The organism is Streptomyces hesseae (assembly GCF_031845785.1).
Taxonomy (GTDB): domain Bacteria; phylum Actinomycetota; class Actinomycetes; order Streptomycetales; family Streptomycetaceae; genus Streptomyces; species Streptomyces hesseae.
Map to the genome: position 1 here is coordinate 21,838 of NZ_JAVRFI010000038.1, position 22,055 is coordinate 43,892.

Consider the following 22,055-nt stretch of genomic DNA (forward strand, 5'->3'; position numbering starts at 1 on the left):
GGGAGCACCCATGCCACGCGTGGCGCCCATGTCGTCCCCGCCGTCGCCCCCGCCCGGGGCCGGTGACGCCGACCGCCCCCGCCGTGCGCGTCGTCCCCGCCGTCCGCGCAGGGGGGCCGTCCTGCTCGTGGCCGCCGTGCTGCTGCCCCTGCCGCTGCTCGCGGGCTGCTCCGGCGGCGGTGGCGAGGAGGACGACGCCGAGGGCCCGCCCGCCCCCCGGGACATCGCGACCGTCCCCCGCGCCAAGGTCGCCGACCGGTCCACCCTGACCTGGGCCGTCGACGCGCTGCCCGCCACCTACAACGCCTTCCAGGCCGACGCGGACGCGGCCACCCAGCGGGTCGCCGGGGCGGTGCTGCCCACCCTCTTCACCCTCGACGAGCGGGGCCGCCCGCAGCGGGACCCGGACTATCTGGTCTCCGCCGCCGTCACCCAGCGCCGCCCCCGGCAGGTCGTCGTCTACAAGCTCAACCCCAAGGCCGTCTGGGGCGACGGCAACGCGATCACCGCCGCCGACTTCGAGGCCCAGTGGAAGGCCCTGCGCGGCAAGGACAGCGCCTTCTGGGCGGCCCACAACGCCGGCTACGACCGCATCGACCGCGTCGAGCGCGGGGCCAACGACCGCGAGGTCAAGGTCACCTTCGCCAAGAGCCTCGCCGACTGGCCCGCGCTCTTCACCCCCCTCTACCCGAAGTCGGTCATGGCCGGCGGCGCCGGCTTCAACGACTCCCTCCGCAAGGAGGCGCCCCAGGCCGCGGGCCCCTTCCAGATCGCGGCCCGGGACGACAAGCAGGGCACCCTCACCCTCGCCCGCAACCCCCGCTGGTGGGGCGACCGGGCCCGGCTGGAGAAGCTGGTGTTCCGGGCCGTGCCGCGCGAGCAGCGCGTGGAGGCGCTGGCGAGCGGCAAGGCCGACCTCGCCGAGCTCACCCCGGCCGCCGCCGAACGCATCATGAAGGTCACCGCCGCGCCGAAGGAGAAGTCCGACAAGGACGGCCGGTCACCGGGGCTCACCGGGAGCCGCACCCCCGTGACCCCGCCGGCGGGCCACCCCTCCGTCGTCGGCAGCCCCTCCGCGCCGGGCGGCCGGGCCCGCCCCGACGGCTCCCGGCTGGACGGGGCGAACAAGCCCGCCGCCGCCGATGTGACCGCCCTGCGCGGCCTGGTCGTCCGCAAGTCCCTGGAGCCCGCCTACACCCAGCTCGCCCTCAACGCCGCCTCCGGGCCGCTCGCGGACGAGCGCGTCCGCCGCGCCATCGCCCGGGCCGTCGACCGCAAGGCCCTCGCCGAATACGTCCTGACCCCGCTGGGCCTGCCCGCCGTGCCGCCCGGCAGCCACCTCCTGGTGCCCGGGCAGCCGGGCTACGAGGACAACAGCGACGCCGTCGGCTCCGTCGACCCCCACGCCGCCATGGCCCTCCTCACCGACGCGGGCTGGAAGGAGGGGCACGGCGCCGGCCCCGCGAAGAAGGCCGACGGCGGCGGTGGCGTGTCCGGCCTGGGCAACGGGAAGGGCGACGACGGGGACGATGACGACGGCGACGGCGGTGACGACCAGAGCAACGCGGACGCCGTCGCCGACGGCAAGGCCGGTCATGACACCGCGTACGACAACGGGGGCAAGGCCGGGGACGCCCCCGCCCGCTTCAAGGACGGCAAGAAGCTCGTCCTGCGCCTCCTCCTCCCCAAGGGCAGCGGCGCCGAGCCGCTGCGGGCCGTGGGCGAGCGGATCGCCCGCCAGCTCGACGCCATCGGGGTCCGCACGGAGCTCGTCGCCGTCGACGACGGCGGCTTCTTCAAGGACCACATCGCCTCCGGCGACTTCGACCTGGCCCTCTACGGCTGGCCCACCGGCCCCTTCCCGGCCACCGAGGCCCGCCCCATCTTCGCCAAGCCCCAGCCCGCGGCCGACGGCTCCCTGGTCGTCGAGCAGAACTACACCCGCGTCGGCACCGACCAGATCGACCGCCTCTTCGAGGAGGCCTCGACGGAACTCGACGCGGACGCGGCACGCGATCTGGTGGGCCGGGTGGACGCGCGGATCTGGGCGGTGGCGGCGGCGCTCCCGCTGTACCAGCGGCCGGAGCTGGTGGGGGCCCGCAGAACCGTGGTGAACGCCGGCGCCTTCGGACTGGCCAGTCCGCGCTACCAGGACATCGGCTTCGAGCGGTAAAGGCCCCCGGACCCCTGTCTGCGGCATATAAAATTGCAGGTCAGGTGGGATGACCATGGTCCCGGAAAGCCAATCGCGGCGGCGCCCCGTACCATGGAGTGAGGCCGTGGCGTGATCTGCCCGGCAAGGCACGCGTACCGGACCGTACGCGCCGCCATCCACGATTCCGGGAGAAGCGCCGCCAGTATGCCCACGCGCCACGACATTCGTAACGTCGCCATCGTCGCCCACGTCGACCACGGCAAGACGACCATCGTCGACGCCATGCTCAAGCAGGCCGGCGCCTTCGCCGCCCACCAGCTCGAGTCCGTCGACGACCGCGTCATGGACTCGAACGACCTGGAGCGTGAGAAGGGCATCACGATCCTCGCCAAGAACACGGCGGTGAAGTATCACCCCAAGGACGGCGGGGCCCCGATCACGATCAACATCATCGACACCCCCGGCCACGCCGACTTCGGTGGCGAGGTCGAGCGCGGTCTGTCGATGGTCGACGCGGTCGTCCTGCTCGTCGACGCCTCCGAGGGCCCGCTGCCCCAGACCCGCTTCGTGCTCCGCAAGGCGCTCCAGCAGCGGAAGCCCGTCATCCTGTGCATCAACAAGACGGACCGCCCGGACTCCCGGATCGACGAGGTCGTCAACGAGACGTACGACCTCTTCCTCGACCTGGACGCCGACGAGGACCAGATCGAGTTCCCGATCGTCTACGCCTGCGGCCGTGACGGCATCGCCTCGCTGACCAAGCCGGAGGACGGCACCGTCCCCGCCGACAGCGACAGCCTGGAGCCGTTCTTCTCCACCATCCTGGCGCACGTCCCGGCCCCGACGTTCGAGGAGGAGGCCCCCCTCCAGGCGCACGTCACCAACCTCGACGCCGACAACTTCCTCGGCCGCATCGCGCTGCTCCGCGTGGAGCAGGGCGAGCTGCGCAAGGGCCAGACCGTGGCCTGGATCAAGCGCGACGGCTCGGTGCAGAACGTCCGCATCACCGAGCTGATGATGACCGAGGCGCTCACCCGCAAGCCGGCCGAGGTGGCGGGCCCCGGTGACATCTGCGCCGTCGCCGGTATCCCCGAGATCATGATCGGTGAGACCCTGGCCGACCCGGAGAACCCGGTCGCGCTGCCCCTGATCACGGTCGACGAGCCGGCGATCTCCATGACCATCGGCACCAACACCTCCCCGCTGGTCGGCCGTGGCGGCACCGGCAAGGGCGCGGACGCCAAGGCGGCCGTCAAGGACCGCAAGGTCACCGCCCGCCAGGTCAAGGACCGTCTGGACCGCGAGCTGATCGGTAACGTCTCGCTGCGCGTCCTGGACACCGAGCGCCCCGACGCCTGGGAGGTGCAGGGCCGCGGTGAGCTGGCGCTGGCCATCCTGGTCGAGCAGATGCGCCGCGAGGGCTTCGAGATGACGATCGGCAAGCCGCAGGTCGTCACCAAGGAGGTCGACGGCAAGACCTACGAGCCCGTCGAGCGCATGACGATCGACGTGCCCGAGGAGCACATGGGCGCCGTCACCCAGCTGATGGGTGTCCGCAAGGGCCGCATGGACAACATGTCCAACCACGGCTCCGGCTGGGTCCGCATGGAGTTCGTCGTCCCGTCCCGCGGCCTGATCGGCTTCCGTACGGAGTTCCTGACGAACACCCGCGGCACCGGTATCGCCCACTCCATCCACGAGGGCCACGAGCCGTGGTTCGGCAACCTCCAGACCCGTAACAACGGTTCCCTGGTCGCCGACCGCGCCGGTGCCGTCACCGCCTTCGCGATGACGAACCTCCAGGAGCGCGGCGTGCTCTTCACCGACCCGGGCACCGAGGTCTACGAGGGCATGATCGTCGGCGAGAACTCCCGCGCCGACGACATGGACGTCAACATCACCAAGGAGAAGAAGCTCACCAACATGCGCTCCTCCTCCGCCGACTCCTTCGAGGCGATCGTCCCGCCGCGCAAGCTGTCGCTGGAGCAGTCCCTGGAGTTCTGCCGCGACGACGAGTGCGTCGAGGTGACCCCGGAGGCGGTCCGCATCCGCAAGGTCGTCCTGGACCAGAAGGAGCGCGGCCGCACGGCCTCGCGCGCCAAGAACGGCTGACGATCCTCGTCTCCCACCGACGGCCCGGCCCCCGCACACCGCGGGGGACCGGGCCGTCGGCCTATCCGGACACCGGCGGCTCGTCCTCCTCCAGCAGCCCCGAGCGCGCCACGAGATAGGCGAGCTGCGCCCTGCTGCGGCTGCCCAGGGCCTCGGCGGTCTTCTTGATGTGGGTGGCCACCGTGCGGGTGCTCAGGCCCAGGCGGCCGGCGATGGCGTCGTCGGTGTAACCGCTGACCATCAGGCTCAGGACCGTCCGGCGGGTCTCGTTGGTGAGCAGCTGCGGGCGCTGGTGGCTGGGCGTGTAGACGATGGGCTCGGCGCGGGCCCAGACGTTCTCGAAGGCGGTGACCAGGAAGCGGATGATCCCCGGGTGCTCGACGGCCAGGGCCGCGCCGCTCCGCTCGTAGCGGTGGTCGGGGATGAAGGCGATCGTCCGGTCGCAGACGATCAGCCGGTCGAAGACCTCGTTGAGGGTGCGCAGTTCGGCGCCCGCCGCCGACATCCGCTCGATGTAGGCGAGGGTCGGGCCGTGGGTGCGCACGGTGTGCTGGTACAGCGTCCGCTGCCGTACGCCGCGTGCGCTGAGCCCCAGGTCGCGGGGGAGCGCCTCCTCCAGCAGCTCCGGCGCCCGGCCGCCGCCGGGCTGGGCCGTGAGCATCTCCTCGCGGCAGGCGCTCACGGCCCGCTCCAGGGCGGTGCTGATCGCCTCCTTCCCCTGGAGCAGCCGGACGGACCGGTCCCCGCAGGGGCGCGCGGCGCGGTGGACGGCCTCCGCGGCGGCGACCGAGGCCCGGATGGCGGCCAGGGCCTGCTGGTGGTCCAGGAGGGCCTGTTCGACGGGCCGGGCCAGCGCGGCCGCCACGACGTCCGGGGCCACGGGCAGAAACCGGCCGACCTCACCGGGCACGGGTTTGAGCAGCCCCAGAGTGGTGAGACATCCGGGCACCTCGCCCTCGATCCCGCCCTCCTCCAGGGCCTGCCGGTAGGCGTCCAGGCCCGCCGGGCACACCTCGACGAGGTCGACTACACCGGGATTACTCCCCTTTGTGCACATCTGCTCCCCCTTCAGGTTCCTCAATTGCATGATCATGATGCCAGTGACGGCTGTCTTCCGATTCGGTTCCTCGGGCAGGATCGATTTATCGAAGCGAGGGCGATCACGCCCCGCCGGTGAATAGGGGGACGGGAGCCATGCGGCTCACGAATTCTTTGCGGAAATTTATTGGCGCGTTCACGGTCGCTCTTGCGGTGGGACTTGGCGCGCTGGCTCCGACGGGCGGGGCCACGGCACCGGTGGCGGCGGGAGAGGTCGCTCAGGCCACGCAACCCGCGCCGACCCCGGCAGTTCCGGGCGATTCGGCCTGGGGCTGACGGGCGGAATCCCCGGGTCCGTAAACCGCTGACGAAATCGGAGACAAAGAAGTGACGACGGCTGTGCGCGCCATGGAATCCGGCGTGGTATTCGATGTGTATCGACGGAAGATAGACCAGCTGAAGAGCGACGGCCTCTACCGGGAATTCATTCCGTGCGGCCATCTCGCCGAGGACCCCGGTCAGACGCTCCACCACGGGCGCCGGGTGCAGGTCTGGTGCAGCAACGACTACCTCGGTATGAGCCAGCACCAGGACCTCATCAAGATCCAGTCCGAGTCGACCGCCCTCCACGGCACCGGCAACGGCGGCTCGCGCAACATCGCCGGCACCAGCTCCACCCATGTCGAGCTGGAGGCCAGGCTGGCCGACTGGCACGGCAAGGAGCGCGCCCTCATCTTCTCCAGCGGCTATGTGGCCAACTTCGAGACGCTGAGCACCCTGATCGCGGCGGTCCCGGACCTGGTCGTCTTCTCGGACGCCCTCAACCACCGCTCGCTGATCGAGGGCATCGTCCGCAGCGGCTGCGAGAAGGTCGTCTTCCCCCACAACGACGTCGAGGCGCTGGAGACGGCCCTCGCCGCCTACGGCCCCGACCGCCCGAAGCTGATCGTCTTCGAGTCCGTGTACTCCATGGACGGCGACTGCTCGCCCCTGACGGAAATCCTCGACCTGGCCGAGCGCCACAACGCGCTGACGTTCCTCGACGAGACCCACGCCATCGGCATCATGGGCGCCACGGGCGCCGGGCTCTCCGAGCAGCTCGGCGACCACCGGGCCACCTTCATCCAGGGCGTGTTCGGCAAGGCGATCGGCACCGTCGGCGGCTATGTCGTGGGCCCCGACGTCGCGATGGACTATGTACGCTCCACCGCCCCCGGCTTCATCTTCACCACCGCGCTGCCCAAGGCCAGCATGGACGCCACCCTCCGGGGCCTGGAGCTCGTCCAGACCGGCAATGACCTGCGCCGCGACCTGATGGCCAACGCGGAGTACCTCAAGGCCCGGCTGCGGGCCGAGAACATCGACTTCATCGACGCCGAGAGCCACCTGGTGCCCGTGATGGTCCCGGGCAGCGACCGCGTCCGGCGGATCTCCCAGCGCCTCTTCGCGGAGTTCGGGATCTACGTCCAGCCCATCAACTTCCCCTCGGTGCCCCGGGGTGGCGAGCGCTTCCGCGTCACCGCTCCGCCCTACCGCACCCATGAGCAGATCGATCGATTCGTCGGCGCGCTGAAGCAGTGCCTGGCAGAGGACTGAGAGAGACACCGTGAAGATCCGTGAGATCACCCCGTTCATCGGCGCCGAGTTCACCGGTGTCACCTACGAGGACCTGACCCGTCCCGAGGTGTTCCAGGAGCTCGTGGACCGGCTCCACCGCCATGAGCTCGTAGTCGTACGCGAGCTGGACATCACCCCCGAGCAGCAGATCTCCCTGGCCGCGCGCCTCGGCCGGCCGGTGCCGTTCGTCATCCAGAAGTACCGCCACCCCGAGTACCCCGAGATCATGATCTCGTCCAACGAGGTCAAGAACGAGAAGCCGCTCGGCGTCGCCCGCGTCGGCAACTTCTGGCACCAGGACTCCACCTTCGTCGCGGACCCGGCGCCGTACACGATGCTCCACGGCGTCAACGTGCCGCAGACCAGCGGCCACACCCTCTACGCCAGCGCGCTGGACCTCTACGACCGGCTGCCGCAGGAGTGGAAGGACAAGCTCGCCGGGCGCACCGGCGTCCACACCGTCGGCAAGCGGCTGCGGATCCGCCCCGAGCACGTCGGCCTGTCGGTCGCCGAGTTCCGCGCGCTCATCGACATCGAGCACCCCAAGGTGGAGCACCCGCTGGTGCCCACCGACCCGTTCACCGGGCGGCCGTACCTCTACGGCTCCCGCGAGTACATGGACTCGGTGCCGGGCTTCGACCACAACGAGAACGAGGAGTTCTTCTCGCTCGTCGACGAGCTGCTCGCCGACGAGGACCACGTCTACACCCACCGCTGGACCCCGAAGGACCTCGTGGTGTGGAAGACCAGGACGACCTTCCACCAGGCCACCGCCGTCGAGCCGGGCGTCTCCCGGACCGTCCACCGGGTCAGCATCGACGCGGGTGAGTGAGCCGTGGGCGGCATAGTCGACTTCGACGTCCGCTTCCCCGCGTCTTCCTTGAGCGTACGGGAGATGTCCGCCTCCTCGGGCGTGCCCGAGGACGGCATCCGCCGGATCACCCACGGCGAGGGCTTTCCCGTCCTCGGCGAGCGGGAGCAGGCGTGGGAACTCGCGGCCGAGGCGGCGCGGGCCGTACTGGCCCGCACCGCCGTCCGCCCCGCCGACATCGGACAGGTCATCTACGCGGGCTCCGGCGACTGGGACAAGCCGTTCTGGTCGCCGGCGGCCCGGGTGGCCGACGCGCTCGGCATCGAGGGGGCGCACGCCTTCGAGGTCGCCAACTTCTGCAACGCCGGCATGACCGCGCTGCGGATCGCGACCGACGCCATCGAACTGGGCCGGACCGGATACACCCTGGTGCTCATCGGGGACCGGCTCAGCCGCATGGTCGACCACACCGACCCCGGCTCGAAGGCGCTGTTCAACTTCGGGGACGCGGCGGCCGCCGTGCTCCTCTCCGGCGGCGACCTGTCCTTCTCCCTGCTCCACTCGGCGATGCGCACCGACCCCTCCTGGTCGGACTACTACTACGGCGAGCACCGGGACAACCGGGTCGTCATCCGGCGGGCCCCGCACCGCGCCGGCCTCGCCGACGCCTACGTCGAGAACTTCGGCGCGCTCGTGGAGGAGACCCTGGGGGCCCTGGGCAAGGAGCTGACGGACGTCGCCTACTTCCTGATCAACCACGGCGACAAGGACATGCACGAGCGGCTGCTGGAGACCATCGGCCTGCCGCGGGAGAAGAGCGTCTTCAACTACCACCGGCTGGGCCACATGGGCGGAGCCGACACCCTGATCGCCCTCCAGGGCCTGCTCACGGACAAGAAGCTGGCGCGCGGCGACCTGGTGCTGCTGGCCAGCAGCGCCATGGGCTTCAGCTGGGGGATCACGGCCTTGGAGTTTCACGCATGAAGATTCTGGTTATCCACCAGGTCCCGTACCGCAAGATTTCCTACCATCTCGGCCTCGACCACGAACGGCACGAGGTCACCTACATCGGGCACCCCGACCGCATGGCGGACCTCCCCGCGGACCTGCGCTGCCGGCGGATCGAACTCGCCGACGGCGAGGAGCTGGTGGCGGGCGTCACCGCCCGCGTCTCCCGGGCCGACGGCTATGAGGGGATGCTGTCCCTCTCCGAGTTCGGCATGCTGGAGTCCTGGCACATCCGCCGCCACCTGGGCCTTACCGGGCCCTCGCTGGAACACCTCGAACGGGTCCGCGACAAGGTCAGCATGAAGCGGGCCCTGGCCGACTCCGGCATCCGCTACCCCCGCTTCGAGGCCGCCCCCGCGCCCTGTGACGCCCTGCCCTGGACGGGCCGGACCGTCATCAAGCCGCGGCAGGGGGCCTCCAGCGAGGGCGTCACCGTCCACGACACCGCTCGTGAGGCGCTGACCGCCTACTGGAAGCTGGACAACCGGCCGGACTTCCAGCTGGAGGAGTACATCGACGGCGCGATCCTCCACGCCGACGGCCTGGTGAGCGGCGGCACGCTCGTCGAGCTCGCGGTCAGCCGGTACGTCAACAAGCCCGTCGACTACCTGGGCGGCGCGCCGCTGGCCTCCCACCAGGTCCCCGACCGCCACGGCCGCTACCGGGACTTCGCCGAGCGCGTGGTCAAGGCGCTGGAGATCGAGGCCGGCACCGTCCACCTGGAGCTCTTCGAGACCGAGGAGGGCGAGCTCGTCTTCCTGGAGGTCGCCAACCGCATGGGCGGCGCCGGTGTCGTGGACGCCCACCTGCGTCACACGGGGGTGCACCTGCCCTCCCACGAGATCGCCATCCGGCTGGGCCTGGAACGGCCGGCCCCCGCCGAGCCCAGCGGCCGCCACCACGGCTGGCTGGCCGTCCCCGGCCACCACCTCGACCCCGCCCCGGGCCACACCATCCACGTGCCCCCGGAGCTGCGGGACCACCCCGCCGTGGACGCGCTGTACGTCCTCGACCGCGAACGGCCGCTGCCCGACCACGTCACGTACCACGAGTGGCTGGTGCCCGTCTTCATCGAGGCCTCCCACGACGACCCGGAGGAGCTCGGGGCGTTCCTGCGGGAGTGCGCCCGGTCGATCCGCGTCGAGCCCGCCAAGGCCGGTGGGCTCGTAAAGGCCGGTGGGCTCACCAAGGCCGGTGGATGAGATGAGAACCGTCTGGCAGGACCCGAGAGCACGCCGCATGCTCGGCGCGATCCTGATGTCCAGCCTCGGCTTCGGCCTGAACATCCTCGCGCTCGGCCAGCTCCTCTTCGAACTCACCGGCAGCACCGGCGCGTTCGTCACCGTCCTGGCCTCGCAGGGGATCGGCGCGATCTGCGTCCTGCCCTTCTGCGGGCCGGTCGTGGACGCGCTGCGCTCCACCCGGGTCTATGTGACGGCGGCCCTCGGCAAGGCCGTCTGCGTACTGGCCATCGCGGGCTTCGCCGCCGCGCCCGTCGGCGACCCGGTGCCGTTCATCATGGCGGCGGCCGTCCTGCTGGCCGTCTTCGACAACATCGAGCGCGCCGCGCTCTTCAAGTTCACGGCGCACCACATCGACCGGGGCCTGGTGGTGCGGTTCAACGCCGTCACCGGCATGGCCTTCCAGGTCGGTGTGGTGATCGGGATGGCGCTGCTCGGCGTCGTCCTCGCCTTCGGCACGCCCGCCAGGGCGCTGCTGGTGAGCGTGGTCGCCTCCGCCCTGTGCGCGAAGGTGGCCTCGGGCGTCCGGCCGGCGAAAGCGGAGAACACCCGGCCGCTGTCCCCGGCCCTGCTGCGTGCCGCGCTGACGGGCATGCTGGGGGACTGGGGGCAGATGTTCCGCCGCTACCAGGGCGAGGCCGTCGTCTTCGCCATGGTGGTGATCTGCGCCGCCGACTTCCTCTTCGCCAACAGCATGAGCACCCTGGTCGTCCCGCTGGTCGACCGCTTCTACGAGGGCAGGAGCTGGTACGTCTCCGCGCTGGAGGCCACCTTCGGCGTGGGCATGGTCACCGCCTCCTTCTTCACCTCCCGCACCGCGAAACAGCGGCTGCTGCCGTTCTGGCTGGCGGCGCAGGCGGCGATCGCGCTGCTGCTGTCCGTCAGCGGGACCCCGGCCGTGCACTTCCTGGCCTTCCTGCTGGGCGGCTTCGCCAACCTCAACAGCCTTGTATGGCTGCTGGCTTCGCTTCAGCAGCACGCGGGCGAGGGCGACAAGGCCAAGATGGCCTCGCTGCGGCTGCTGGCCATCGGCCTGGGCTCCGTACTGCTGATGCCGGCCGTGGGCCGGGCGGCGAAGATCTCGCTCGGCACCGGCTATGCCGGGGTGGCCGCGATCATGCTCGCCTTCGCGGTGTGCGGCGTCTGGGTGGCCGCGCGCTTCCGGCCCCGGGTGGCCGTGGGCTGAGCCCGTCCCCCCATTTGTTCCATCCCCCCACTCCATCGCTATCGCCAGGGATTACTGATGTCGACCAGATCCACGCTCGCCAGACTGGCCGTCTGCGCGGCCACCGCATGCGCCCTCGTGAGCACCACCGCGCCCGCCGGCGCCACCGGCCCCGGCGGCGGGGAGCTGCGCGTCTTCGCCGAGGAGCCGGGCCATCTGATGCCCGGCAACGTCGACCAGAGCGAGAGCCTCATCGTCGACTCGGTGCTCTACAGCGGGCTGGTGCGCTACGACCCCAAGACCCTCCAGCCGGTCAACGTCCAGGCGGAATCCATCACTCCGTCCGCCGACCAGAAGGTCTGGACCGTCAAGCTCAAGAAGGGCCTGACCTTCCACAACGGCGAGCCCGTCGACGCCGACGCCTACATCAGGGCCTGGAACTACACCGCCTACGGCCCCAACCAGCAGGCCAACAACGACTTCTTCCACAGCATCCAGGGCTACCCCGATCTCCAGCAGGGCAAGGCGAAGAGCCTCTCCGGCCTGAAGAAGACCGACCGCCGGACGTTCACGGTCACCCTCTCCGAGCCCTACAGCGGCTTTCGGACCATGCTCGGCTACATCGGCTTCCACCCGCTTGCCAAGGCGTGCCTGGCCGACGTCAAGGCCTGCGACGAGAAACCGATCGGCAACGGCCCCTACCGGATGGAGTCGTGGGAGCACAACAAGGTCATCCGGACCGTCCGCTTCGACGGCTACAAGGGCCCCAAGGGCAAGTCCAAGCGCATCACGTTCAAGCTGATGGACAACGTCTCGGACGGCTACGCGGCCTTCGAGCGCGGCGAGCTCGACGTGATCCGCAAGCTGCTGCCCGGCGACAAGCTGCGCGACGCCCGCCAGAAGCACGCGGACGGCCTCATCGAAGTCCCCATGGCCTCCCTCCAGCGGATCGCCTTCCCCACCTACGACGCGCGCTTCAAGGACAAGCGGGTGCGTCAGGCGCTGTCCATGGCCGTCGACCGCAAGGCCCTCGTCGACGACCTCTACCAGGGCGCGCATGTGCCCGCCCAGGGCTTCGTCTCCCCGGTCTTCCCCGGCGCCCGGAACTCCTGCGGCTACTGCGTGTACGACCCCGAGCGGGCGCGGAAGCTGCTGGCGGAGGCGGGCGGCTGGCAGGGCGGCAAGCTGGAGCTGTGGACCAACTCCGGCGCCGACCACCAGGTGTGGATGGCCGCGCTCGGCGAGCAGCTCAAGAAGAACCTGGGCATCGACTACGTCGTCAAGGCCGATCTGCCCTACTCGCAGTACGTGGACAAGATCCACACCAATAGCATGACCGGGATGTTCCGCAGCGGCTGGAACTCCGACTACCCGAGCATGGAGAACTTCCTCAACCCGCTCTACGGCAAGAACGGTTCGACCGCCGTCACCGGCTGGACCGACCCCCGCTTCGACGAGCTCGTCGCGCAGGGGAACCGGGCGGCGAACCAGGACGAGGCCATCGCCTTCTACCAGAAGGCCGAGGACCTGGTCGCCGAGGACATGCCCGCCATGCCCGTCTGGTACGTCAAGGGCTCGACGCTCCACTCGTCGAAGGTCAGCGGCGTCGTCGTCAACCCCGTGGGCGGGGAGCCCATCCTCGCCGACGTCACCCCGGCCGCCACCACCCGGAAGAAGTAAGGACACCGCCATGCCCACCGCATTCCACGCCGTACACCAGGTCGCCGCGCCCAAGGGGATGCCGACGGCGGACGACTTCGCCACCGCGTCGGGCACCCTGCCCGACCCGGCGGCGGGCCAGGCCCTGGTCGAGAACCTCTATCTGTCCGTCGACCCCTATATGCGCGAGTGCATGAACGGGGTCTGGGAGCTGAACGCCCCCCTGGAGGGCCGCTCCGTCGGACGGGTCCTCGCCTCCGAGGATCCCCGGCTGGCCGTCGGGGACCTGGTCTTCCACCGGCAGGGCTGGCGCACCCACGCGCTGATCACCGCCGACGAGGCACGGGTGATCCGGCAGGCCGAGGGCGTCCCCCTCAGCGCCTACCTCAGCGTGCTGGGCGGCACCGGGCTCAGCGGCTATGTGGCACTCACCCGGATCGCCCGGCTCCAGGAGGGCGAGTCCCTGTTCATCTCCGCCGCCGCGGGCGGCGTCGGCACCGCCGCCGGGCAGCTCGCCCGGATCCTGGGCGCCGGGCGCGTGATCGGCAGCGCCGGGTCGCCGGCCAAGGTGCGCCACCTCGTCGAGGACCTCGGCTTCGACGCCGCCTTCGACTACCACGACGGGCCGGTCGCCGGCCTCCTGCGCGAGGCCGCGCCCGACGGCGTGGATGCCTGCCTGGAGAACGTCGGCGGCGACCACCTGGAGGCCGCCATCGACGTCGTCCGCCCCCACGGCCGCATCGTGTGGTGCGGCGCGGTCTCCACGTACAACGACCCCGAGCACCCCCCGGCCGCGCCGCGCAACCTCTACGAGGTGGTCGGCAAGAGCCTCCGCCTGGAGGGCTTCCTGGTCCGTGAGTACCCCCACGTGCAGGAGGAGATGGAGGAGGCGCTGATACCCCACATCCGCTCCGGGCGGCTGGTGCCGGACGAGACGGTGGCCGACGGCTTCGGCCGGGTCGTCGACGCGTTCCTCGGCATGCTGCGCGGGGAGAACACCGGAAAGATGATCGTCAGGGTCGCCGGGGTATAGGCCCGGTCGGAGGAGGAGGCCGAGATGTCCCGGAATCCCGTCGTCGCCGTCGTCGACGCGTATGGCACCGCCCGTCACCTCGGCCCGCTCCTCCGGGAGCGCGGCTACGCGCTGCTGCTCGTACGCGGCCCCGAGGCGCCCCCGCACGAGCCCGACGACGGTGACCCCGCCGCCGAGCTCGTCTGCTCCGAACGCCCCGAGGAACTCCTCGGGGCCGTCGCCGCGCACCGCCCTGTCGCCGTGCTCACCGGCGCCCCGAGCGGGGCGGGGCTCGCGGACCTCCTCTCCGAGGGGCTCGGGCTGGCCGGCAACGGCACCGGGCTGAGCGCGGCCCGCGACGCCGGGCCCCTGCCGGGGGAGGGGCCCGTGGAGGGTACGTTTCATGTCAATACGGTCAGCCTGGACGGCCGGCACCACATCTGCGACATCTGGTGGGCGCCGCGGCCCCCGGGCGCCGACCTCTGGGACCCGGCGGGCGACGTGGAACTGCTCCCCCGGCGGGGGGAGCGGCAGGACCGGCTCGCGGACGCCGCCTTCGCCGCGCTCGACGTCCTTCGATTACGTACCGGCCCGGCGCACTGCGTCTTCCGAAGCACCCCGGACGGGCCGCGGCTGATGGGCGTCCGGCCGGGAATCGCCGGACGGCTTCCGCTGCTTGCCCGGCAGGCCCTCGGGGCGGGGCAACTGGAGTGGACCGTCGACGCGTATGTCGGGCCGGAATGGTTCCGGATGCGCGCGGGGCGCGACTACGGCGCGTACTGAGGACGGACCGCCGTGGCGGGAGAGGTTGTCCGGAAGTCGGTCCCCCACGTCCGGATGTTGTGTTAACAGTCCGTTTCAGGCGTGTCTGTCTGTAGTTGCTTTGTCCGGATTTACCGGTGTCGGCGAAGATCGATGTGACCAAAGCGAGACCCTGTAAGTGTGGTTTAAAGGGCGGTCGTACTCAATAGTTGGGTTCACTGAGCTCGGGTCAATGGGTCACGCGCTGTGGGGAGCGCCGACTCACGAGCACACTCGAGGTGCCGGTTCCGTCTTTCGCTGTCAGGGGTGTCAGCGGGGGACCGGCGCCTCACTTGTAGCGAAAAGTGGACTCTTGAGGAGGCAAACCCATGCGCGGTGCCAGGAGCGCCAAGTGGGTCACGTGCGCGATAGTCGTGGCTCTGGCCGCGACGGCCTGTGGCGGTGACAAGAGCGACAGCGGTGGCGGTCTGACGGACGGAAAGGTCGACCCGAACGGGACGATCACCGTTCACACGGGCGAGCCGCAGAACGCGCTCCAGCCGGCGAACGCCAAGGAGCAGCAGGGACACCGGGTGCTGAACACCCTGTTCTCGACGCTGGTGACGTACGAATCGGGCACTGCCAAGATCGTGAACGTCAACGCCGAGTCGGTGACGTCCTCGGACGCCCAGCACTGGACGGTCAAGCTCAAGCCGGGCTGGAAGTTCCACAACGGCGAGACCGTGACCGCGCAGTCCTACGTGGACTCCTGGAACTGGTCGGCCAACACCAAGAACAACCAGATCAACTCGAACTGGTTCAGCGACATCGAGGGCTTCGACGACGTCCACCCGGCGGAGAAGGGCGCGGAGCCCAAGTCGGACAAGATGTCGGGCCTGAAGGTCGTCAACGACAACGAGTTCACGGTCTCGCTCAAGAACAAGGTCCCGTACTTCAACTACAAGCTGGGGTACATCGTCTGGGCGCCGCTGCCCACGGCCTTCTTCAAGGACCCCAAGGGCTTCGGTGAGAAGCCGGTCGGCAACGGCCCCTACAAGTTCGACTCGTGGGCGCACAACGACAAGATCGTCGTGAAGCGCTTCGACGGCTACACGGGTCCGAACAAGGCCAAGAACGGCGGCATCACCTTCAAGAACTACACCACCGCCGACGCCGCCTACAACGACCTCCGCTCGGACAACCTCGACTGGATCGAGCAGATCCCGGACACCTCGCTCACGACCTACAAGCAGGACCTGGGCGACCGCGCCGCCACCGTCGAGTACTCCGCGATCCAGGACGTCGCCATCGCGTACTACTCCGACCAGTTCAAGAGCATCGACAACAAGGTCGTCCAGGGCCTGTCGATGGCGGTCGACCGCGAGACGATCACCAAGAACACCCTCCACGGCACCCGTGTCCCGGCGAACAGCTTCGTCGCCAAGGGCGTGCTGGGCTACCAGGCCAACTCCTGCGGCGAGGCCTGCACCTTCAACCCGGAGAAGGCCAAGCAGCTCATCAAGGAGGGCGGCGGCGTTCCGGGCAACAAGATCTTCATCCAGTACAACGCCGACCTGAACCACAAGCCGTGGGTCGACGCGGTCTGCAACAGCATCCGCACCAGCACCGGTGTGGACTGCGTCGGCGACAGCAAGCCCAACTTCAAGGCGGACCTCGACGTCCGTGAGAAGAAGCAGGTCAAGTCGCTGTACCGATCGGGCTGGAACCTCGACTACCCGGTCAACGCCAACTTCCTGCGTGACCTCTACGGCTCCAAGGCCGACGGCAACCAGGGCGGTTACGAGAACAAGGAGTTCGACGAGCTCGCCGCCAAGGCGGACAACGTCAACTCCCTCGACGAGTCGGTGAAGCTCTACCAGGACGCCGAGAAGGTCCTCACCAAGAAGCTTCCCGTCATCCCGCTGTGGTACTACGCCGTGAACTCCGGTCAGTCCACCAAGGTGTACGACAAGATCAAGTACGGCCAGGACGGCGAGCCCCTCTTCTGGGCCATCCAGGTCAAGCAGAAGTAACACCAAGGGCGACAACGCCCAGGTACTCGTACACCCGCAAGGCCGGTGCCGCCGCCCCGTCGGCGGCACCGGCGCTCCCGCACATCCCCGGCACCGCAATTCCCCCCACACGCAAGGGAAGTCAGGCTGTCCGGCGTCGCGGGCTGCGACTGACTTGGAGGCATGATGGGGCGTTACGTCGCGCGGCGACTGCTCCAGATGATCCCGGTTTTCATCGGGACCACGCTACTGATTTTCCTGATGGTGCACTGGCTCCCCGGCGACCCCATCAGGGCGCTGTGGGGCGACAAGGTGCCCGACCCGGCCCAGGTCGAGGCGCTGCGCCACAAGTACGGCTTCGACCTGCCGCTGTGGCACCAGTACTGGAACTACATGGTCGATCTCGTCCAGGGCCAGTTCGGTGAGACCTTCGGCGGCCGGCAGGTCTCCGATGTGATGGGCGAGGCGTTCCCGGTCACGATCCGGCTGGCGATCGTCGCGTTCGTCTTCGAGGTCGTCCTCGGCATCACCCTCGGCGTCTTCGCGGGCCTCAAGGCCGGCAAGGCGCTGGACACCGCCGTACTGCTCTTCACCCTGCTGGTGATCTCGGTCCCGGTCTTCGTCCTCGGCTACATCTTCCAGACCGTCTTCGGAGTCGAGCTCGGCTGGGTCACCCCCAACGTCAAGGATTCCGAGGACATCAGCCAGCTGATCCTGCCGGGCGCCGTGCTCGGCTCGCTGTCGCTGGCGTACGTGGCGCGGCTGACCCGCACCACCATCAGCGAGAACCTGCGCTCCGACTACATGCGCACCGCGCTCGCCAAGGGCCTGCCCCGGCGCCGGATCGTCGGTGTCCACCTGCTGCGCAACTCGCTGATCCCCGTGGTGACCTTCCTCGGCACCGACATCGGCGCCCTCATGGGCGGCGCGATCGTGACCGAGGGCATCTTCAACGTCCAGGGCGTCGGCCAGCAGCTCTACCGGGCCGTCAATCAGGGCGAGGGCACGACCACCGTCGGAATCGTCACCGTCCTGGTCCTCGTCTTCCTGTTCACCAGCCTGATCGTCGACCTGCTCTACGCGGTCCTGGACCCGAGGATCCGGTATGCCTGACGTGACCAAGACCCCCGGTACGGCGGCGTCCGGCACCGCCGAGGACGGAGCCGCCGTCGCGGCCCTCGTCACCGCCCCCGCGGCCGCCGGCAAGCCCCGCAGCCTGTGGAGCGACGCCTGGCGCGACCTGCGCCGCAACCCGTTCTTCGTGATCTCCGCGCTGCTGATCGTGATGCTGCTGGTGATGGCCGTCTGGCCGTCGCTGTTCACCAGCACCAACCCGCGCAACGGCGACCTCACGCACCACTTCCTCACCAAGCCGGAGTACGGCGACGTCTTCTCGGCCGACTGGTTCGGCTACGACAAGCAGGGCCGCAGCATCTACGCGCGTGTCGTCTACGGCGCCCGCGCCTCGATCAGCGTCGGTGTGCTCGTCACCATCGCCGTGACGCTCCTCGGCGGCCTGGTCGGCATGATCGCCGGCTACTACGGCGGCTGGGTCGACTCGCTGCTCTCCCGCGTCACCGACATCTTCTTCGGCATCCCCTTCTTCCTCGGCTCGATGGTCATCCTGGTGAGCTTCTCCGACCGGAAGGTGTGGGTCGTGGCCGCCGCCATGGCCTTCCTGGGCTGGACCCAGATCGCCCGCGTGATGCGCGGTTCGGTGATCACCACCAAGCAGTCCGACTACGTCACCGCCGCCCGGGCGCTGGGCGCGGGCACCGGGCGCATCATGTTCCGGCACATCCTGCCGAACGCCATCGCGCCCGTCATCGTCGTCGCCACGATCGCCCTCGGTGGCTACATCGCGGCCGAGGCCACGCTGTCCTACCTCGGTCTCGGCCTCTCCGAGCCGACGATCTCGTGGGGCATCGACATCTCGGACGCCAAGGACTCCATCCGGGACAACCCGCATGTGATGTTCTTCCCCGCCGGCATGCTCTGCGTCACCGTGCTCGCGTTCATCATGCTCGGCGACGCGGTGCGCGACGCCCTCGACCCCAAGCTGCGCTGAGGGAGGCGTACGTGACCACGACCGATAAGACCGCGAACGTTCCCGAGCAGGGGACCGACGGCGACAAGAGCACCCCGCTGCTCGAAGTGCGCGACCTCCATGTGGAGTTCCACACCCGCGAGGGCGTCGCCAAGGCCGTCAACGGCGTCAACTACACCGTCGACGCCGGTGAGACCCTCGCCGTGCTCGGCGAGTCCGGTTCCGGCAAGTCCGTGACCGCGCAGGCCATCATGGGCATCCTCGACATGCCCCCCGGTAAGATCCCGCAGGGCCAGATCCTCTTCCGCGGCCAGGACATGCTCGCCATGTCCGCCGACGAGCGGCGGAAGATCCGCGGCCGGAAGATCGCCATGATCTTCCAGGACGCCCTGTCCTCGCTGAACCCCGTCCTCAGCGTCGGCTACCAGCTCGGCGAGATGTACCGGGTGCACCAGGGCCTTTCCAAGAAGGAGGCCAAGGCCAAGGCCATCGAGCTGATGGACCGGGTCCGCATCCCGGCCGCCAAGCAGCGCGTCGACGACTACCCCCACCAGTTCTCGGGCGGTATGCGTCAGCGCATCATGATCGCGATGGCGCTGGCCCTGGAGCCGGACCTGATCATCGCCGACGAGCCGACCACCGCCCTGGACGTCACCGTCCAGGCCCAGGTGATGGACCTGCTGGCGGAGCTCCAGCAGGAGTTCAACATGGGCCTGATCCTGATCACCCATGACCTGGGAGTCGTCGCCGACGTCGCCGACAAGATCGCGGTGATGTACGCGGGCCGGATCGTCGAGACCGCCCCGGTCCACGAGCTCTACAAGCGCCCGGCCCACCCGTACACCAAGGGCCTGCTCGACTCCATCCCGCGCCTGGACCAGAAGGGCCAGGAGCTCTACGCGATCAAGGGCCTGCCGCCCAACCTGCTGCGCATCCCCGCCGGTTGCGCGTTCAACCCGCGCTGCCCCATGGCGCAGGACGCCTGCCGCACGGACGTCCCGGTCCTCCACCAGGTGACCGAGCGGGACGGCGCGGAGCTCGCCGGCCGCGGCAGCGCGTGCCACTTCTGGAAGGAGACGATCCATGGCTGAGACCGGTAAGAAGGACGAGGCCGCGGACGCGACCCCGAACGTCTCCGAGGTGCACGTCAGCGACGCGTCCACGACCCAGGAGGTGGAGGCCGTCCTCGACGCCCCCGTCGAGCGCGGTGAGCCGATCCTCCAGGTGCGCAACCTGGTCAAGCACTTCCCGCTGACCCAGGGCATCCTCTTCAAGAAGCAGGTCGGCGCGGTCAAGGCCGTCGACGGGATCTCCTTCGACCTCTACCAGGGCGAGACCCTCGGCATCGTCGGCGAGTCCGGCTGTGGCAAGTCCACCGTCGCCAAGCTGCTGATGACACTGGAGACGGCCACCTCCGGCGAGGTCTTCTACAAGGGCCAGGACATCACCAAGCTGTCCGGGCGCGCGCTGAAGGCGGTCCGCCGCAACATCCAGATGGTCTTCCAGGACCCGTACACCTCGCTCAACCCGCGTATGACGGTGGGCGACATCATCGGGGAGCCCTTCGAGATCCACCCCGAGGTGGCCCCCAAGGGCGACCGCCGCAAGCGGGTCCAGGAGCTCCTGGACGTCGTGGGCCTCAACCCCGAGTACATCAACCGCTATCCGCACCAGTTCTCGGGCGGCCAGCGCCAGCGCATCGGCATCGCGCGCGGCCTGGCCCTCAACCCCGAGATCATCATCTGCGACGAGCCCGTCTCGGCGCTGGACGTCTCGGTGCAGGCGCAGGTCATCAACCTGATGGAGAAGCTCCAGGACGAGTTCAACCTCTCCTACCTCTTCATCGCCCACGACCTGTCCATCGTCCGGCACATCTCGGACCGCGTGGGCGTGATGTACCTGGGCAAGATGGCGGAGATCGGCACGGACACCGAGATCTACGACCACCCGACGCACCCCTACACCCAGGCGCTGCTCTCCGCCGTCCCGGTCCCGGACCCGGAGGCGCGCGAGCGCCGCGAGCGGATCATCCTGACGGGCGACGTGCCGTCCCCGGCCAACCCGCCGTCGGGCTGCCGCTTCCGTACGCGCTGCTGGAAGGCGCAGGACAAGTGCGCGGAGGAGGTGCCGCTGCTGGCGGTGCCGGAGGTCTTCGCGGGCAAGTCGACGCCGGCGGCGCATGAGTCGGCGTGCCACTTCGCGGAGGAGAAGGACGTGGTGGGCGCGGCGTAGCCGCTGTCTGTTCGTCTGCTCGCTGTCGAGCGCCCGGGTCGATCGATCACCGATCGGCCCGGGCGCTTTCGTATGCGCGCCTGTCCGTCCCAGCCCTTCCTTATTTTCTATGTAACCCACATTTTCTATGTAACCTACACAAAGTAATGGCAAGGGTGATTGCGCGCAGAATGTCCACCGAATGATTCCGGCCATCGGCTATAAAACTGGCTTGTTTTGAATTCTTACTGATCTTGACGATGTCAGGTCAAGTCCCGCATGCTTTCTCGGGTACTTGTAGTGATCAACGAGATGGAATTATCGAGCATGGTCAGCGCACAGACCGCGGGGGACTCGGCCATTCCGACCTACTCCGCCGGTGTCGAAGAAATTTGTGAAGCCGTTTCGAGCAAGAGCTACTTCTTTATGCCGGGCGCGCGTGTGAGCGAACTGCTCCACCGTCGTGACGACAATGCCCTGCGGGATTTCCAGGACTTCCAGAGCGGCTGGGACGGCATGCCGCTGGACGGCTATATGGCCGACGGCGGTCGCTATCGGCGGCGGCGTCACGCCACACTGAGCGCGCCCCGTGGCGGCGGCTCCTTCCAGGTCGAGGCCCACCAGCCGCACTATCAGACCGTCGACTACAACACGCTCAACGGTGGCGTCGCGCGCCACTACGAGCCCATCCAGGAGTCGGTGCTGCACGGCCCCACCATGACCGGCCTGCTGACCCTCGGCGGCGACCTCTTCGGCCGGCTCGCGCCCTACTCGGCGTGGCACATCGAGGCCCACCAGTTCCGTATCGAGGTCACCGGCACCGGCGCCGACGCGCGGGAGGTCGGCAAGCCGACCCCCGAGGGCGTGCACCGCGACGGTGTGACGTTCGTGATGATGCTGATGGCCAAGCGCAGCAACACGGTCAACGGCGAAAGCACGATCTACAACCTCGAAAAGAACCCGCTGGAGAAGTTCACCCTCGACCAGCCGCTCGACATGGCGATCGTGAATGACGAGCGTGTCTTCCACGGCGTCAGCCCCATCGAGCAGCTGGACAGCGGCCGGCCCGCCGTCCGGGACGTCCTGGTGATCACCTACCGCCACAAGCCGTGAGCCGCCGGTGGGGCCGTCGTGACCGGTCACGACGGCCCCACCACGCCACGGCCCCCCCCCCAACCCCCCCGAAATGGCGCCAATGCCGAACATCGAGCCGTCGCCCGACACAC

At 69.3% G+C, this 22,055-nt stretch carries 17 protein-coding genes; 16 read left to right on the forward strand and 1 reads right to left on the reverse strand.

Features of this window, described 5'->3' with window-relative positions; all coding sequences use genetic code 11:
* The first annotated feature begins 10 nt into the window (after nucleotides 1-10).
* Together RM609_RS32910 and typA are read left to right on the forward strand one after the other, a co-directional pair.
* Nucleotides 11-2,173 carry an ABC transporter family substrate-binding protein gene (locus RM609_RS32910; RefSeq protein WP_311616087.1) on the forward strand — a complete coding sequence of 721 codons (2,163 nt, stop codon included), beginning with the start codon at nucleotides 11-13 and terminating at the stop codon, nucleotides 2,171-2,173.
* A gap of 186 nt (nucleotides 2,174-2,359) precedes the next feature.
* Nucleotides 2,360-4,267, forward strand: coding sequence for a translational GTPase TypA (typA, locus tag RM609_RS32915; protein ID WP_311616089.1), 1,908 nt, complete (start codon nucleotides 2,360-2,362; stop codon nucleotides 4,265-4,267).
* 61 nt (nucleotides 4,268-4,328) lie between these two features.
* Here typA and RM609_RS32920 read toward each other — a convergent pair whose 3' ends face one another.
* Complete coding sequence (locus tag RM609_RS32920; RefSeq protein ID WP_311616091.1) at nucleotides 4,329-5,354, reverse strand: helix-turn-helix transcriptional regulator; 1,026 nt, start codon at nucleotides 5,352-5,354, stop codon at nucleotides 4,329-4,331.
* Between the two features lie 371 nt (nucleotides 5,355-5,725).
* Between RM609_RS32920 and hemA the strand changes: the two genes are divergently transcribed.
* From hemA to RM609_RS32990, 14 genes are all read left to right on the forward strand, one after another.
* Entirely contained in the window at nucleotides 5,726-6,901 is a 1,176-nt protein-coding gene (gene hemA / locus RM609_RS32925; protein ID WP_311616094.1) for a 5-aminolevulinate synthase, read from the forward strand.
* Between the two features lie 10 nt (nucleotides 6,902-6,911).
* Complete coding sequence (locus tag RM609_RS32930) at nucleotides 6,912-7,754, forward strand: TauD/TfdA dioxygenase family protein (protein WP_311616096.1); 843 nt, start codon at nucleotides 6,912-6,914, stop codon at nucleotides 7,752-7,754.
* A gap of 3 nt (nucleotides 7,755-7,757) precedes the next feature.
* Nucleotides 7,758-8,717, forward strand: coding sequence for a 3-oxoacyl-ACP synthase III family protein (locus tag RM609_RS32935; protein WP_311616097.1), 960 nt, complete (start codon nucleotides 7,758-7,760; stop codon nucleotides 8,715-8,717).
* Nucleotides 8,714-9,943 carry an ATP-grasp domain-containing protein gene (locus tag RM609_RS32940; RefSeq protein ID WP_311616099.1) on the forward strand — a complete coding sequence of 410 codons (1,230 nt, stop codon included), beginning with the start codon at nucleotides 8,714-8,716 and terminating at the stop codon, nucleotides 9,941-9,943. Before RM609_RS32935 ends, RM609_RS32940 begins: the two co-directional genes overlap by 4 nt.
* Nucleotide 9,944: 1 nt before the next feature.
* On the forward strand, nucleotides 9,945-11,168 hold the full coding sequence (locus RM609_RS32945; RefSeq protein ID WP_311616100.1) for an MFS transporter: 1,224 nt from the start codon (nucleotides 9,945-9,947) through the stop codon (nucleotides 11,166-11,168).
* 57 nt (nucleotides 11,169-11,225) lie between these two features.
* On the forward strand, nucleotides 11,226-12,827 hold the full coding sequence (locus tag RM609_RS32950) for a peptide ABC transporter substrate-binding protein (RefSeq protein WP_311616103.1): 1,602 nt from the start codon (nucleotides 11,226-11,228) through the stop codon (nucleotides 12,825-12,827).
* Between the two features lie 10 nt (nucleotides 12,828-12,837).
* The gene (locus RM609_RS32955) at nucleotides 12,838-13,839 is read left to right on the forward strand and encodes an NADP-dependent oxidoreductase (RefSeq protein ID WP_311616105.1); all 1,002 of its coding nucleotides are present in this window, start codon (nucleotides 12,838-12,840) and stop codon (nucleotides 13,837-13,839) included.
* A gap of 24 nt (nucleotides 13,840-13,863) precedes the next feature.
* Nucleotides 13,864-14,601: a hypothetical protein gene (locus RM609_RS32960; RefSeq protein ID WP_311616107.1), complete on the forward strand. Its 738-nt coding sequence runs from the start codon at nucleotides 13,864-13,866 to the stop codon at nucleotides 14,599-14,601.
* Nucleotides 14,602-14,948: 347 nt separating this feature from the next.
* On the forward strand, nucleotides 14,949-16,592 hold the full coding sequence (locus RM609_RS32965) for a peptide ABC transporter substrate-binding protein (protein WP_311616109.1): 1,644 nt from the start codon (nucleotides 14,949-14,951) through the stop codon (nucleotides 16,590-16,592).
* A gap of 165 nt (nucleotides 16,593-16,757) precedes the next feature.
* Nucleotides 16,758-17,684 (forward strand): ABC transporter permease, encoded by a 927-nt coding sequence (locus RM609_RS32970; protein WP_311616111.1) that lies wholly within the window; start codon nucleotides 16,758-16,760, stop codon nucleotides 17,682-17,684.
* Complete coding sequence (locus tag RM609_RS32975; protein WP_311616113.1) at nucleotides 17,677-18,639, forward strand: ABC transporter permease; 963 nt, start codon at nucleotides 17,677-17,679, stop codon at nucleotides 18,637-18,639. The genes RM609_RS32970 and RM609_RS32975 overlap by 8 nt, the downstream gene beginning before the upstream one ends.
* Before the next feature lie 11 nt (nucleotides 18,640-18,650).
* On the forward strand, nucleotides 18,651-19,709 hold the full coding sequence (locus RM609_RS32980) for an ABC transporter ATP-binding protein (RefSeq protein WP_311616114.1): 1,059 nt from the start codon (nucleotides 18,651-18,653) through the stop codon (nucleotides 19,707-19,709).
* On the forward strand, nucleotides 19,702-20,850 hold the full coding sequence (locus tag RM609_RS32985; RefSeq protein ID WP_311616116.1) for an ABC transporter ATP-binding protein: 1,149 nt from the start codon (nucleotides 19,702-19,704) through the stop codon (nucleotides 20,848-20,850). The genes RM609_RS32980 and RM609_RS32985 overlap by 8 nt, the downstream gene beginning before the upstream one ends.
* A gap of 306 nt (nucleotides 20,851-21,156) precedes the next feature.
* Complete coding sequence (locus RM609_RS32990) at nucleotides 21,157-21,942, forward strand: 2OG-Fe dioxygenase family protein (RefSeq protein ID WP_311616118.1); 786 nt, start codon at nucleotides 21,157-21,159, stop codon at nucleotides 21,940-21,942.
* The last annotated feature ends 113 nt before the right edge of the window (nucleotides 21,943-22,055 follow it).

What these genes read in the sequence shown, in the direction of transcription:
- RM609_RS32910 (WP_311616087.1), top strand. Translation starts at nt 11, where the DNA reads ATGCCACGCGTGGCGCCCATGTCGTCCCCGCCGTCGCCCCCGCCCGGG.
- typA (WP_311616089.1), top strand. Translation starts at nt 2,360, where the DNA reads ATGCCCACGCGCCACGACATTCGTAACGTCGCCATCGTCGCCCACGTC.
- RM609_RS32920 (WP_311616091.1), bottom strand. Translation starts at nt 5,354, where the DNA reads ATGCAATTGAGGAACCTGAAGGGGGAGCAGATGTGCACAAAGGGGAGT.
- RM609_RS32940 (WP_311616099.1), top strand. Translation starts at nt 8,714, where the DNA reads ATGAAGATTCTGGTTATCCACCAGGTCCCGTACCGCAAGATTTCCTAC.
- RM609_RS32945 (WP_311616100.1), top strand. Translation starts at nt 9,945, where the DNA reads ATGAGAACCGTCTGGCAGGACCCGAGAGCACGCCGCATGCTCGGCGCG.
- RM609_RS32950 (WP_311616103.1), top strand. Translation starts at nt 11,226, where the DNA reads ATGTCGACCAGATCCACGCTCGCCAGACTGGCCGTCTGCGCGGCCACC.
- RM609_RS32955 (WP_311616105.1), top strand. Translation starts at nt 12,838, where the DNA reads ATGCCCACCGCATTCCACGCCGTACACCAGGTCGCCGCGCCCAAGGGG.
- RM609_RS32960 (WP_311616107.1), top strand. Translation starts at nt 13,864, where the DNA reads ATGTCCCGGAATCCCGTCGTCGCCGTCGTCGACGCGTATGGCACCGCC.
- RM609_RS32965 (WP_311616109.1), top strand. Translation starts at nt 14,949, where the DNA reads ATGCGCGGTGCCAGGAGCGCCAAGTGGGTCACGTGCGCGATAGTCGTG.
- RM609_RS32970 (WP_311616111.1), top strand. Translation starts at nt 16,758, where the DNA reads ATGGGGCGTTACGTCGCGCGGCGACTGCTCCAGATGATCCCGGTTTTC.
- RM609_RS32975 (WP_311616113.1), top strand. Translation starts at nt 17,677, where the DNA reads ATGCCTGACGTGACCAAGACCCCCGGTACGGCGGCGTCCGGCACCGCC.
- RM609_RS32985 (WP_311616116.1), top strand. Translation starts at nt 19,702, where the DNA reads ATGGCTGAGACCGGTAAGAAGGACGAGGCCGCGGACGCGACCCCGAAC.
- RM609_RS32990 (WP_311616118.1), top strand. Translation starts at nt 21,157, where the DNA reads ATGGTCAGCGCACAGACCGCGGGGGACTCGGCCATTCCGACCTACTCC.